Below are 12883 nucleotides of genomic sequence, written 5' to 3'. Positions count from 1 at the left end.
ATCGTGACGGTGAGCGGGTGCGTGAAGCGGTCGGACCGTGGAAAGTGGTGACCTATCACGAGTCCTATGCAATCGCTGGTAAGGAGTCCGTCCAGGGGATGCCGGGGGGACGCGCTTGGTGCGAAGCGCTGGAATCAGTTGCCGATGAACGAGACCGCCATCTCCTGACATACGAAGGGCATGTCACTCACCTCACCGATCGCGACCGCGCATTGCTGGACCATGCGCCCGACGGATTGACGGTGATCGGTAGCGCAGACGAGATTCGTGCCCATCTCAGCGCCTTGTCCCACCGCGGCGTGCACGAGGTGATCTACACGCCCAGCGGTCCGGATCTCGCCCGGGAGTTAGAGGCTTTCGCAGCCGCCCGCAATTAGGATCTATCCTCGCGGCTCAGCAGAACATCCGCGTCGAAACAACTGTGGTCGCCGGTGTGACAGGCGCCGTCGACCTGATCGACCTCGAGCAGCACCGTGTCGCCGTCGCAGTCGAGTCGCACCGAGTGGACGTACTGCGTGTGGCCCGACGTCTCCCCCTTGACCCAGTGCTGTTGCCGCGAGCGCGAATAGTACGTCGCGCGGCGGGTTTCCAGCGTGCGGGCGAGCGCGAGATCGTCCATCCACGCCACCATCAGCACCTGGCCCGTGCCGCGCTCCTGCACGACGGCCGTGATCAGCCCGTTGGCGTCGCGTTTGAGCCGCGATGCGATGTCTGAATCCAGCGTCATCTCACCGTGATCCCTTCTGCGGCCATCGCCGCCTTCACCTGGGCGATGGTGAGCTCTCGGAAGTGGAACACGCTGGCGGCCAGCACGGCATCGGCCCCCGCGGCGATAGCGGGCGCGAAATGTTCGGGCGCACCGGCACCGCCGCTGGCGATCACCGGCACGCTGACGGCTCCGCGCACCGCCTCGATCATCGGCAGATCGAAACCGGCCTTGGTGCCGTCGAAGTCCATCGAGTTCAGCAGGATCTCACCGACACCGAGTTCGGCGCCCCGCGTGGCCCATTCGACGGCGTCGAACCCTGTGCCGCGGCGCCCGCCGTGCGTGGTGACCTCCCACCCCGACGGCGTGGGCTCCTGGTCTTGCGGCACCGTGCGGGCGTCGACCGACAACACGATGCACTGCGATCCGAACTGCCGGGACAACTCGGCGAGAAGTTCGGGGCGGGCGATCGCGGCGGTGTTCACCGCGACCTTGTCCGCACCCGCGCGCAACAGCACGTCCACATCGGCGATCGAGCGCACCCCGCCGCCGACCGTCAAGGGGATGAACACCTGCTCGGCGGTTCGTCTCACCACCTCCAGCATGGTGGCACGTCCCGCGGAAGAGGCCGTCACGTCGAGGAATGTCAGTTCGTCGGCGCCCTCGGCGTCGTAGGCAGCCGCCAACTCCACGGGATCGCCTGCGTCACGCAAGTTTTCGAAGTTGACGCCTTTGACCACCCGACCGTCGTCGACGTCCAGGCACGGGATGACCCGTACGGCCAGGTCCTTCGTGTTCATCAGAAGTCCTTGGCATCGCCGACCGCGCGGAGCAGATCGAGCAGTTCGGCGTGCACGCCGGGATCTCCGGCGAGTGCAGACGGGCAGTCGACCGTCCACTCGTTGCCCGCGAGGTCGGTCACAACACCACCCGCCGCCCGGATCAATGCGACTCCCGCCGCGTGGTCCCACACGTGGCCACCGAAACTGATTGCGCCGCCGAGGATCGAGGCCGCCGTATAGGCGAGGTCGATGCCGGTGGCCCCGTGCATGCGCATGCGTGAGCACTTGCGGCTGAGACTCTCGATGACGGCGAGTCGATAGCGTCCCGGCACCCGGCCGCGCGACTCGACATTGAACGTGCTGACCCCGACCATCGAGTCGGAGAGTGCTGCGCGATTCAACGCAGGCAACTCGACACCGTTGCTGCGCAGAGGCCCTCCGACCACGGCAGTGAATCGCTCCCGGGTGAAAGGCACCCAGGTGAGACCGGCGACGGGCTCTCCGTCACGCACCAGGCCCAACAGGATCGCCGCCATCGGCGAACCGGCGGCGTAGTTGAAGGTGCCGTCGATCGGATCGAGCACCCACACCAACGGCGACTGCAGATCCGCGCCGCCGAACTCCTCGCCGTGCACCTCGATCCCGGTTCTGGCGGTCAATGCCTCGACGACCTGTCGTTCGATGGCCAGGTCCACCTCGGTGGCGAAGTCGTCCCCCTTCTTCTGCACTGCGGAGTCCGCTCGGTGACCGTCGACGAAAGGGACGGCTGCGTCGTCGAGGATCTGCGCGGCCTCGGCGACCAGAGCGTCGAGGTCGGCCGCGTCCAGCGCCATTATCGTTTCACCGCGGCCAGCGCCTCGGGCAGCGTGAATCGACCGGCGTACAAAGCTTTCCCGACGATCGCTCCTTCGACTCCACGGTCGGTCAGCGTGGCGATCGCGCGCAGATCCTCCAAACTCGACACCCCACCTGACGCGATCACCGGGGCGTCGGTGCGGCCGGTCACCTGTGACAACAGTTCGAGGTTGGGCCCCTTGAGCGTGCCGTCCTTGGTGACGTCGGTGACCACGAAGCGCGAACAGCCTTCTCGGTCAAGCCGATCCAGGACCTCCCACAAGTCGCCGCCGTCGGTCTCCCATCCGCGGCCGCGCAAGCGATGGTCTCCATCCACGATCTTCACGTCGAGGCCGACGGCCACCTTCTCGCCGTGTTCGGCGACGACCTTCGCGCACCACTGCGGATTCTCCAGCGCCGCGGTGCCGAGGTTCACCCTGGCGCAGCCGGTCGCAAGCGCCGCCGACAGCGACTCGTCGTCACGGATGCCACCGGACAACTCGACCGCCACGTCGAGCTTTCCCACCACCTCGGCCAGCAACTCGCGGTTGCTGCCCCGGCCGAACGCGGCGTCGAGATCCACGAGATGGATCCACTCGGCGCCGTCGCGCTGCCACGTCAGCGCGGCCTCCAGCGCGGAGCCGTATTCGGTTTCGCTGCCTGCCTGTCCCTGCACCAGGCGCACAGCACGGCCCTCGACCACGTCGACGGCGGGCAGAAGAATCAGTCGTTGCGGCACGTCGGTGGTCTCCTCTTCGCGCGAGCGCTCATCGGTGGTCAACCTAATGCCTTGACCCAGTTGGCGAGCAATGCGGCACCGGCGTCGCCGCTCTTCTCCGGGTGGAATTGCGTGGCCGATAGCGGCCCGTCCTCGACCGCGGCGAGGAACGGCACGTGATGCGTGGACCAGGTGAGCCTGGCGGCCGGGTCGCCCTCCCACTGCTGAGCGGCGTACGAGTGCACGAAATAGAAGCGGGTGCCCGCCTCCATTCCGGCGAAAAGCGTGCTGCCCACGGGGGCGCCGACCACGTTCCAGCCCATGTGGGGGATCACCGGCGCGTCGAGTCGCACCACCGCACCAGGCCATTGGCCACAGCCGGTGGTCTCGACCCCGAATTCCACACCACGCGAGAACAGGATCTGCATGCCGACGCAGACGCCGAGCACGGGCCGGCCGGCCGCAACCCGGTCGGCGATCAGCTTCGGGCCGTCGATCTTGCGCAGCCCCGCCATGCAGGCCTCGAAGGCCCCGACGCCGGGCACCACGAGGCCGTCGGCGTTCATCGCGGCATCGGCGTCGGATGTGACCGTGACGTCGGCACCGACGCGCTCCAGGGCCCGTTGAGCAGACCGCAGGTTGCCCGAACCGTAGTCCAGGATGGTGACTGTGGCTGTCACAGAGTGCCTTTCGTCGACGGCACACCGCTCACCCGCGGGTCGTATTCGACGGCCTGGCGCAATGCGCGCGCCACTGCCTTGTATTGCGCCTCGGTGATGTGGTGGGGGTCGCGTCCGTAGATCGTGCGCACATGTAGCGCGATACGGGCGTTCATCGCCATCGACTCGAACACGTGCCGGTTGACCACCGTGTGATACGGCGCCGAGGAACCGGCGATCGTGAAGTGCAGCATGTGGTCCGGTTCGCCGATGTGCACGCAGTACGCCCGACCCGAAACGTCGACGGCGGCATGCGCGAGCGTCTCGTCCATCGGAATCCACGCGTCGCCGAACCGGCGGATACCCTTCTTGTCTCCCAGCGCCTGCCCGAGGGCCTGCCCCAGCACGATCGCCGTGTCCTCGATGGTGTGGTGGCCTTCGATCTCGACGTCACCCTTGGCGCGCACGGTCAAGTCGAAACTCGCATGAGTGCCGAGCGCGGTCAGCATGTGGTCGAAGAACGGCACACCGGTGTCGACGTACACCTGTCCGGTGCCGTCCAGGTCGAGTTCGACGACGAGGTCGGACTCTTTGGTCTTGCGCTCGATCGTCGCGCGACGGGGTTCGTTCACGGTGCTCCTACGGGGGATAGTTCGGTCGCGGCCAGGCGGGCGCTGGCGGCCAGCAGCGCGTCGTTCTCCTCGGCCAGACCGGTGGTGGCGCGCAGATAACCGGGGATCCCGACGTCGCGGACGAGGATGCCCGCGTCCAGGTAGCGCCGCCAGGTCGCGGGGGCGTCGGCGAACTCGCCGAACAGCACGAAGTTGGCGTCGCTGTCGATCACTCGGAAACCCATGTCGGACAGGGCTTCTGTGACGCGGTTGCGTTCGGCGATGAGGGTGGCGACGCTGGCGAGGGTGTCGTCGGCGTGGCGCAGCGCAGCGCGGGCGGCGGCCTGCGTCACCGACGACAGGTGGTAGGGCAAGCGGACGAGCAGCATCGCGTCGATCACGGCGGGTGCTGCGATGAGGTACCCCAGGCGACCGCCCGCGAATGCGAACGCCTTGCTCATCGTGCGGGTGACCATCAGCCGCGTCGGGTACTCGTCGATCAGGCGCACGGCACTGGGTTGCGACGAGAACTCGCCGTAGGCCTCGTCGACGATCATCATGCCGGTGCCCATCGCGTCGAGCAGACGGCGGAGGCCGCCGAGCGAAACACTCTGTCCCGACGGATTGTTCGGGCTCGCCACGAACACGATGTCGGGGTTGTGCTCGGTGATCGCCTGCACCGCCACGTCGACGTCGAGGCTGAAGTCGTCGGCCCGGTTGGCCACCAGCCACGAGGTCTGGGTGCCGTCGGAGATGATCGGGTGCATCGAATATGAGGGCACGAATCCGAGGGCGCTGCGCCCAGGCCCGCCGAAGGCCTGCAGCAGCTGCTGCAGGATCTCGTTGGAACCGTTTGCCGCCCAGAGATTTTCGACAGTGAGGCGAGTGCCGGTCTGCGCTGTGAGATAGGTGGCCAGGTCGGTGCGCAACGCCACGGCGTCGCGGTCCGGGTAGCGGTGCAGCTCACCTGCGACCGCTGCGACAGACGCCGTCAGGTCATCGACCAACGCCTTCGTCGGTGGATGCGGATTCTCGTTGGTGTTCAGCCGCACCGGGACGTCCAATTGCGGTGCGCCGTAGGGCGATTTGCCGCGCAGATCGGCCCGAAGGGGCAGATCGTCGAGCGTCACCTTCTGCCCGATTGTCACCGTTCGAACCTCCGCCGCACCGCTTCGCCGTGCGCGGGCAGGTTCTCGGCTTCGGCGAGTGTGATCACGTAGCCGGAGACGTCCTTCAGCGCGGCCTCGTCGTAGTCGACGACATGGATGCCGCGCAGAAACGTCTGCACCGAGAGCCCGCTGGAGTGCCGGGCACAGCCCGCGGTGGGCAGCACGTGGTTGGATCCCGCGCAGTAGTCGCCCAGGCTGACGGGTGCATAGGGACCGACGAAAATGGCGCCGGCGGAACGGATCCGACCGGCCACCTCGCGGGCATCGAGGGTCTGGATCTCGAGGTGCTCGGCGGCGTAGGCGTTCACGGTTCGGATGCCGGCTTCGAGGTCGTCGACGAGCACGGTGGCGGACTGCCTTCCGCCCAGTGCGGCGGTCACCCGCTCGCGGTGCACCGTGGTCCTCAGCTGGTTGGCCAGCTCGCGGTCGGTCGCGTCGGCCAATTCGACGCTCGGTGTGACCAGCACGCTCGCGGCCATCTCGTCGTGTTCGGCCTGGCTGATCAGATCGGCGGCGACGTGGGCGGGGTCGGCGGTGTGGTCGGCCAGGATCGCGATCTCGGTGGGGCCGGCTTCGGCGTCGATACCGACCTGCGAGCGGCATATGCGCTTGGCCGCAGTGACGTAGATGTTGCCCGGGCCGGTGATCATGTCGACGGGCGCCAATTCCGCGCCGTCGGTGTCGGTGCCGCCGTAGGCCAGCAGCGCGATGGACTGCGCCCCGCCGACGGCCCATACCTCGTCGACGCCGAGCAGCGCGGCGGCGGCCAGGATTGTCGGGTGCGGCAGGCCGCCGAACTGCACCTGCGGCGGGCTGGCGATCACCAGCGATTCGACTCCGGCGGTCTGCGCGGGCACGACATTCATCACGACGCTGGAGGGGTAGACCGCGTTGCCGCCGGGCACGTACAGTCCGACGCGCTCGACCGGAACCCACCGCTCGGTGACCGTGGCCCCCGGCGCGAGCGTCGTCGTCGTATCCGTACGGCCCTGGTCGGCGTGCACGGCACGGGCGCGTTCGACGGCCACCTCGAGCGCGGCGCGGACGTCTGGGGGCAGTTCGACGAGCGCCTTCTGCAGCTGGGCCGCAGGGACCCGGACCTGCGCGGGTCGCACACCGTCAAACGCTTCGCCGTACTCCAGCGCCGCCTGCGCACCACGCTCCGCGACCGCGTCGACGATCGGGCGCACTTTCGGCACCACCGTGTCCACGTCCACTCCGCCGCGCGGCAGGGCGGACCGCAGACGCGCGGCGGACAGCCGTGCGCCCCGCAAGTCGATGCGCGCGATCGGTCCCGGCGATAGATTCACGCTGTTCATTCTCCCAGAGCAGACCAAATCGGTTATGGAGGCGCCATGCGAGCCAGTGAGCACCCGAACAACGCCCCCGGCGTGCCTATGGTATTCCCACCATGGTTGGAAAACCTGCAGGTCAAATACCTGAACAAGATGGTCCGGCCGTTTTCGCGGCTCATGCCCGGGCTGGCGACGATCAGACACCGCGGCCGCAAGTCCGGGAAACCGTACGAGACGATCGTCACTGTCTACCGCAAGGGCAATACCGCAGCGATTGCACTCGGGCACGGGAAAACCGACTGGGTGAAGAACGTGCTGGCCGCCGGCGAGGCCGATCTGCATGTTGCCCGTCGCGACTTGCATCTGGTCAACCCACGGATCGTGCCGGCCGGCGGCGACGCAGAAGGCCTTCCGTTCATGGCGCGGATTCAAGCCAGGAAGATGGGTGTCTTCGTCGCCGATATCGCCTGAGCTACACCCGGGCGAACACCATCTTGCCCGTCATCGTCGGCCACACCTCCGGCGCCTCCTCCCACGGCACCACACGCTCGACGACCGCCGAAAGATCCTGTCCGGCAAGCAATTCCACCACTTCCGGTAATGCCGCTCGGGCGTTGACCCGCCCCGTGACGAAGCGCACGCCGCGGGTGTACATCGGCAGCAGCGGCATCTCCACCGCGCCCTGGTAGTAGATCCCGGTGTCCGTGCAGACGCCGTCCGGCCAGGTCGCCCGTAACGTCGCCGCCAACAGCGCCGGCTCCGCCGACGTGTGCACCGTCACCGGATACGGTTCGGCGGTCTTGTCGGGCTTGTCGCGGTCGTGAACGACCGCGCCCAGCTTCTCGGCGACCGCGAGCCGATGCGGGTCGGTGTCGACATAGTCGACGTGCACACCGGCCGCGGCCGCCGACGCCACCGCGTACAGGCCGATCGACAGCCGACCGACGACCAGCACCCTCCGGTCGGCCGGCGGAAGCGCCGCAAGCTCCGCCCGATACGGCCCCACACCGCGCCAACCGTCGGGGATGTTGTCCGACATCGAGGCGACGGCCACCGGGTCGGTGCCCTCCGGCATCGGCACGAGCATCGCGTCGGCATAGGGCACCAGCACCAGGTCTGCCATGAAACCGCCGCCGTCGAGCCCCGCCAGAGGCGCCATTCCGTACATCGCCATCAGCGGCAGCGACGCACACGACCCGGTCACGCCCCGAAGACACGCGCTGCACGTACCGCAACTGATCTGGAACGGCACGACGACGCGGTCACCCACCGCGACGCTGCGAACGTCGTCCCCGATCTCGACGACCTCGGCGACGCCCTCGTGCCCTACCGCATGTCCGGGCGGCATCGGCAGCCGACCCTGCGCGACCGCCACGTCGAGGTCACAGCTGGCTACGGCGATGGGCCTGACGAGTGCCTGCCCGGGACGGGTGACCTGCGGATCGGGCGCCTCACGCCAGATGTACTCACCGGCGTCTTCGAACATCAGCTGCTGCATGGCGGGCTCCTTCTTTAGTGACTACTCAAATATTCTTGAGCGATCTTTCTAGTAAAGTCAAGGCATGCCGCGCCCGGACCGCAGTCGCACAGCCCTGATCGACACCGCCGCACTGCTGTTCCGTAGGCAGGGTTACGCGGCGACCGGGGTCAACCAGATCCTCGAGCTCGCCGGCGTCAAAGCGGGATCGCTGTACCACCACTTCCCCGACGGCAAGCAGCAGTTGGCAGCTGCGGTGGTCGAGCGCGTCGGCGCCGATATCGAGAACCGACTGCGGGATGTGCTCGCCACCGGCTCGCCGGTAACCCACCTCATCGACGGCTGGATCGACCTGATGGCCCAAGGGCTGACCTCCGATCCCCGAGACGGCTGCCCCATCGAACCGATCGCGACCGAATCGGTCGACGCCAGCGCACTAATTCGGCAAGCGTCGGCGACGGCATTCGCGGGCTGGCGCCAGGCCATCGCGGACCGGCTCCATGCCGACGGGTGGGAACGCGACGACGCGGAGCAGACTGCGCTGGCGTTGATAGCGCTCATCGAAGGTGCGCTGATACTGGCCCGGATCGCAGGTGACACCGCTGCCCTCGACTCCGCGAAGGTCGCCGCGCGGACACTGCTGAGCCGGTGAGCTACTTGCAGAGCTCGGTGATGCTCTTGTTCTCCGCGTCGGCGTCGGTCAGCCGTTTAGCTTGGGCCGGATCATCATTGGGCACCCCTGCCGTGGCGTTGGCGCCGATGTCCATCAGATTGTTCGCGAACTGACGGACCTTCTCCGCGAGCACCACCGGGGTCGCCGGATCGAGCCGGTCCAGCAGGTACTGACCCCCGTCGTACAACGAGATCCGCGCGTTGGCGGCCACCGCCTGCGCCCCGGTGACGTCTCTGGGGCCGCCCGCCGGCTGCATATTGGTGTTGAGCGTGATGCCTTTTCGGACGACGTCGGCCGCGCCGCAGATCTTGGCCTTCGCGTCTGCGACCTGGGTCGAATCGTATTCGGGGTCCTGGCTTGTCTTGTACAGCGTCCACCCCGCGAGCGCCAGAGCGACGACGGCTACGACCAGGCTGACGACGACCAGCAACGTGAGGCGGCGCCACGATCCCTCATCCACGCGATCGATGCTATCGGCCGGATCAGATATCGAGCCCGATATCGAGCACCCTCACCGAGTGAGTGAGCGCCCCCACCGCGAGGTAGTCGACACCTGTGCCCGCGAATTCGGCTGCGGTTTCCAGCGACAGGCCGCCGGAGGATTCCAGCTTGGTCGCAGGTGAGCGGGAGTCGCGGCGCTGCACCGCGATCTGCGTCTGCCACACGGGAAAGTTGTCGAGCAGTACGAGTTCCACGTTCTCGGACAGGACTTCGTCGAACTGCTCGAGTGAGTCGACCTCCACCTCGCACTCGATCTCGGGCGCAGAAGCGCGCACCGCCCGCAAGGCCGCCACGACCGACCCTGCAGCTGCCACGTGGTTGTCCTTGATCAGGGCCGCGTCGCCGAGCCCCATCCGATGGTTGACCCCACCGCCGACGCGCACCGCGTATTTCTGCAGTGCGCGCATGCCCGGCAACGTCTTTCGGGTGTCGCGGATCTTCGCCGCACTGCCGGACACCGCCTCGACCCATGCCGCCGTCGCGGTCGCGATGCCCGACAGGTGACAGATCAGGTTCAGCGTGGTGCGCTCGGCCGTCAGCAGTCCCTGGGTCGGCGCCTCCACGGTGAGCACGACACCGCCCGGTTCGAGCCGGGCACCATCCTCGACACGATGCTTGACCACATAGTCACCCGGGCCGATCACCTCGTCGAACGCGTGCAGTGCGACGTCCACGCCGGCGATCACCCCGGCCTCGCGGGCCACCATCGACGCTGTGGTCCTCGCGTCCGCGGGCACCGTCGCGAGGGTGGTGACATCGGGCCCGTAACGCAGATCTTCTTCGACGGCACGGGCGATGACCCTGCGAGCCTCGGTGAGCTCGTCGGCGGTCAGCTCCATCAACAGCACACTCCCGCCGGGACCGGCACGCGGGCCTGTATCGGGTCGGCGTCATAGTCACGGCGATGATGGCAGCCTCGAGACTCGGTACGAGTCAACGCCGCCGCGGCGACCGCCTCCGCAGCGGTGGTCAGCGCGGCATCCTCGAAGGCGGCGCGTGAGTCGATCGCCCGCGGTGGGGCGGTGTCGAGTTCCTTGGCCAGGATGCGCAGGCCGTCGGCGTCGCGAACCACGCCGGCGTTCCTGGTCATCGCCCGCTGCAGGTCGGCTCGCGGCAGCGCCCGTCGCACCACCGGCTCAGGTGGCCGTGCCGTCACGGGCCCGGCGGCCAAAGCGTGTGCCGCAGCGACTTTTCCGGCCCTGCCGCCGACCACGAGACCCTCGAGCAAGCTGTTCGACGCCAGCCTGTTGGCGCCATGCATGCCCGTGCGGGCGACCTCACCCGCGGCGAACAGACCCGCGAGTTCTGTGCGCCCGTGCACATCGGTGACCACGCCGCCGCAGCTGTAATGCGCGCCCGGCAGCACCGGAATCGCCTCGAGTGTGGGATCGATACCGGCCACGCGGCATGCCGCGGTCACCGTCGGAAATCGATTCACGAAGTTGTCGATTCGCCGGGCGTCGAGAAACACGCAGGGCGCACCCGTCTGCTCGATGCGGTCGTGGATCGCCGCGGCAACCACGTCCCGCGGCGCCAGGTCGCCCATCGGGTGGACCCCGTCGGTGACCGAACGGCCTTGCGAGTCAACGAGTATCGCACCCTCACCGCGGACGGCTTCGGTGATCAGCGGGCGCCTGCCGCCGTCATGGCCGTCGAAGAGCATGGTGGGGTGGAACTGGATGAACTCGATGTCGCTGACCGGAACTCCGGCCCAGATGGCCAGCGCGACACCGTCTGCCGTCGACCCATCGGGATTCGTGGTCGCCGAGTAGAGATGGCCGAGTCCCCCGGTCGCCAGGACCACCGACGGCGCGTGCACCACACCCAACCCGTCGTCGTTGAGCACCAGCACACCGGTGACCGCCCCGGCTTCGTGCAGGATCTCGAGCGCAACGTGATTGTGTCGGATGTCCAGTGTGGCCGCGGCACCGTTGAGGGTTCGCTGCACCTCGGCGCCGGTCGCGTCACCTCCGGCGTGGATGATCCGGCGCCGCGAATGTCCGCCTTCACGGGTCAGTGACCACGTTCCCGGTGTCGACTCGTCGAAGTGTGCGCCGTGCTCGACCAGTTCGGCGACCGCACGGTACCCGTCGGTCACGATCGAGCGCACTGCGGCGGGGTCACACAGCCCCGCGCCCGCGGCGAGCGTGTCGGCGATGTGTGCCTCGATCGAGTCGCCGTCCGCGCGAAGAGCGTCGGGCAGCACGACGGCGATCCCGCCTTGGGCGTAGAACGTGGCGGTGGTCCCCACCAGTGTGGGGGCCTTGCTGAGCACCATGACTTTTCGGCCACGACGGTGGGCGGCGAGGGCGGCCACCAGTCCGGCCACGCCGGTCCCGATCACGACGACGTCGGCGCGCTGCTGCCAATGACCGGCCCACCTGCCGGCACCGCAGGCCGCCGGGCGCGTCATTCTCCGCCGCCGGGCTGGCCGATCGCGATCATGCGTTGCACGCTGGCCCGCGCCAGCCGTGCGGTCTCGGGATCGACGTGCACCTCGTCCCTGCCCTCCACCAGGCAGCGCAGCAGCGCGGCTGGGGTGATCATCTTCATGAATCGGCAGGACGCGCGGTCGTTGACCGCCATGAAGTCCACATCCGGTGCGGCGCGGCGCAACTGGTGCAACATCCCGACCTCGGTGGCGACCAGCACCTGCCGTGCGCCGGTCTCGCGTGCGGCGTCCAGCATCCCGCCCGTCGACAGGATCTTGACGCGATCCTCCGGGAAGGCACCCTCACCGGCAAGGTACAAAGCCGATGTCGCGCAACCGCATTCGGGGTGAACGAACAACTCGGCGTCCGGGTGCGAGCGGGCCTGGTCGGCGAGCTCGTCACCGTTGATTCCCGCATGCACGTGGCACTCGCCCGCCCACACGTGCAGGTTCTCACTTCCCGTGACGCGCCGGACGTGCGCGCCGAGGAACTGGTCGGGGCAGAACAGCACCTCACGGTCCGCCGGGATCGACGCCACCACCTCGACGGCGTTCGACGACGTACAGCAGATGTCGGTCTCGGCCTTCACCGCCGCGGTGGTGTTGACGTAGGACACCACGACCGCCCCGGGATGCTCGGCCTTCCACGCGCGCAACTCGTCGGCGGTGATGGAGTCGGCGAGCGAACAGCCGGCTCGCTGGTCCGGGATGAGCACCGTCTTGTCCGGGGACAGGATCTTGGCCGTCTCGGCCATGAAGTGCACCCCGCAGAACACGATCGTGTCCTCGGGCGCGTCGGCGGCGATCCTCGACAGCGCCAGCGAGTCACCGACGTGATCGGCGACGTCCTGGATCGCGGGCAACTGGTAGTTGTGGGCCAACAGCGTCGCGCCCCGCAGATCGGCCAGGCGACGAACTTCGGCGGCCCACTCCTCGTCGCCGTCGACCCCGGAAAAACCGGCGGGACCGTCGACGATGCGGCTCGAGAGGTTGTCTGCGGGCATCCGGTCCAGAACCGTCATGGCCG

At 68.0% G+C, this 12883-nt stretch carries 16 protein-coding genes; 3 read left to right on the top strand and 13 right to left on the bottom strand.

Annotated features, from left to right (window positions below):
- The first annotated feature begins 17 nt into the window (after nucleotides 1–17).
- Nucleotides 18–377 carry a hypothetical protein gene (locus tag AU193_RS23450; RefSeq protein WP_216637292.1) on the top strand — a complete coding sequence of 120 codons (360 nt, stop codon included), beginning with the start codon at nucleotides 18–20 and terminating at the stop codon, nucleotides 375–377.
- On the opposite strand, the gene hisI is transcribed toward AU193_RS23450, so the two are convergent.
- The 8 genes from hisI to hisD are packed head-to-tail and all read right to left on the bottom strand — an operon-like array spanning nucleotide 374 to nucleotide 6798.
- Nucleotides 374–727 carry a phosphoribosyl-AMP cyclohydrolase gene (gene hisI / locus AU193_RS19315; protein ID WP_064423980.1) on the bottom strand — a complete coding sequence of 118 codons (354 nt, stop codon included), beginning with the start codon at nucleotides 725–727 and terminating at the stop codon, nucleotides 374–376. The two genes, AU193_RS23450 and hisI, sit on opposite strands and share 4 nt — an antisense overlap.
- Nucleotides 724–1506: an imidazole glycerol phosphate synthase subunit HisF gene (hisF, locus tag AU193_RS19310; protein WP_064423979.1), complete on the bottom strand. Its 783-nt coding sequence runs from the start codon at nucleotides 1504–1506 to the stop codon at nucleotides 724–726. Before hisF ends, hisI begins: the two co-directional genes overlap by 4 nt.
- Nucleotides 1506–2321 (bottom strand): inositol monophosphatase, encoded by an 816-nt coding sequence (locus tag AU193_RS19305; RefSeq protein ID WP_064423978.1) that lies wholly within the window; start codon nucleotides 2319–2321, stop codon nucleotides 1506–1508. The genes hisF and AU193_RS19305 overlap by 1 nt, the downstream gene beginning before the upstream one ends.
- Nucleotides 2321–3049, bottom strand: coding sequence for a bifunctional 1-(5-phosphoribosyl)-5-((5-phosphoribosylamino)methylideneamino)imidazole-4-carboxamide isomerase/phosphoribosylanthranilate isomerase PriA (priA, locus tag AU193_RS19300; RefSeq protein WP_172798363.1), 729 nt, complete (start codon nucleotides 3047–3049; stop codon nucleotides 2321–2323). The genes AU193_RS19305 and priA overlap by 1 nt, the downstream gene beginning before the upstream one ends.
- A gap of 50 nt (nucleotides 3050–3099) precedes the next feature.
- Nucleotides 3100–3720 carry an imidazole glycerol phosphate synthase subunit HisH gene (hisH, locus tag AU193_RS19295; RefSeq protein WP_064423977.1) on the bottom strand — a complete coding sequence of 207 codons (621 nt, stop codon included), beginning with the start codon at nucleotides 3718–3720 and terminating at the stop codon, nucleotides 3100–3102.
- Nucleotides 3717–4349: an imidazoleglycerol-phosphate dehydratase HisB gene (hisB, locus tag AU193_RS19290; protein WP_253867956.1), complete on the bottom strand. Its 633-nt coding sequence runs from the start codon at nucleotides 4347–4349 to the stop codon at nucleotides 3717–3719. The genes hisH and hisB overlap by 4 nt, the downstream gene beginning before the upstream one ends.
- Nucleotides 4328–5458 (bottom strand): histidinol-phosphate transaminase, encoded by a 1131-nt coding sequence (locus AU193_RS19285; RefSeq protein WP_064423975.1) that lies wholly within the window; start codon nucleotides 5456–5458, stop codon nucleotides 4328–4330. The genes hisB and AU193_RS19285 overlap by 22 nt, the downstream gene beginning before the upstream one ends.
- Nucleotides 5455–6798, bottom strand: coding sequence for a histidinol dehydrogenase (gene hisD / locus AU193_RS19280; protein WP_064423974.1), 1344 nt, complete (start codon nucleotides 6796–6798; stop codon nucleotides 5455–5457). The genes AU193_RS19285 and hisD overlap by 4 nt, the downstream gene beginning before the upstream one ends.
- Nucleotides 6799–6834: 36 nt before the next feature.
- Here hisD and AU193_RS19275 point away from each other — a divergent pair, with 36 nt between their 5' ends.
- Nucleotides 6835–7245 (top strand): nitroreductase family deazaflavin-dependent oxidoreductase, encoded by a 411-nt coding sequence (locus AU193_RS19275; RefSeq protein WP_064423973.1) that lies wholly within the window; start codon nucleotides 6835–6837, stop codon nucleotides 7243–7245.
- Nucleotide 7246: 1 nt separating this feature from the next.
- Here AU193_RS19275 and AU193_RS19270 read toward each other — a convergent pair whose 3' ends face one another.
- Nucleotides 7247–8272 (bottom strand): zinc-binding dehydrogenase, encoded by a 1026-nt coding sequence (locus AU193_RS19270; protein ID WP_064423972.1) that lies wholly within the window; start codon nucleotides 8270–8272, stop codon nucleotides 7247–7249.
- Nucleotides 8273–8336: 64 nt separating this feature from the next.
- Between AU193_RS19270 and AU193_RS19265 the strand changes: the two genes are divergently transcribed.
- On the top strand, nucleotides 8337–8903 hold the full coding sequence (locus AU193_RS19265) for a TetR/AcrR family transcriptional regulator (RefSeq protein ID WP_064423971.1): 567 nt from the start codon (nucleotides 8337–8339) through the stop codon (nucleotides 8901–8903).
- Nucleotide 8904: 1 nt separating this feature from the next.
- On the opposite strand, the gene AU193_RS19260 is transcribed toward AU193_RS19265, so the two are convergent.
- From AU193_RS19260 to nadA, 4 genes are read right to left on the bottom strand one after another with little or no spacing between them, the layout of a single operon-like run.
- Entirely contained in the window at nucleotides 8905–9384 is a 480-nt protein-coding gene (locus AU193_RS19260; RefSeq protein WP_064423970.1) for a hypothetical protein, read from the bottom strand.
- A gap of 22 nt (nucleotides 9385–9406) precedes the next feature.
- Complete coding sequence (gene nadC / locus AU193_RS19255) at nucleotides 9407–10264, bottom strand: carboxylating nicotinate-nucleotide diphosphorylase (RefSeq protein ID WP_064424062.1); 858 nt, start codon at nucleotides 10262–10264, stop codon at nucleotides 9407–9409.
- Nucleotides 10264–11838 (bottom strand): L-aspartate oxidase, encoded by a 1575-nt coding sequence (locus AU193_RS19250; RefSeq protein WP_064423969.1) that lies wholly within the window; start codon nucleotides 11836–11838, stop codon nucleotides 10264–10266. Before AU193_RS19250 ends, nadC begins: the two co-directional genes overlap by 1 nt.
- A complete protein-coding gene (gene nadA, locus AU193_RS19245; protein ID WP_064423968.1) occupies nucleotides 11835–12878 on the bottom strand; it encodes a quinolinate synthase NadA in 1044 nt (347 codons plus the stop codon). Before nadA ends, AU193_RS19250 begins: the two co-directional genes overlap by 4 nt.
- Between the last annotated feature and the right edge of the window lie 5 nt (nucleotides 12879–12883).

The sequence above is a fragment of the Mycobacterium sp. GA-1285 genome (genome assembly GCF_001499905.1).
GTDB lineage: Bacteria > Actinomycetota > Actinomycetes > Mycobacteriales > Mycobacteriaceae > Mycobacterium.
This window is presented reverse-complemented; position numbering and strand designations above follow the sequence as displayed.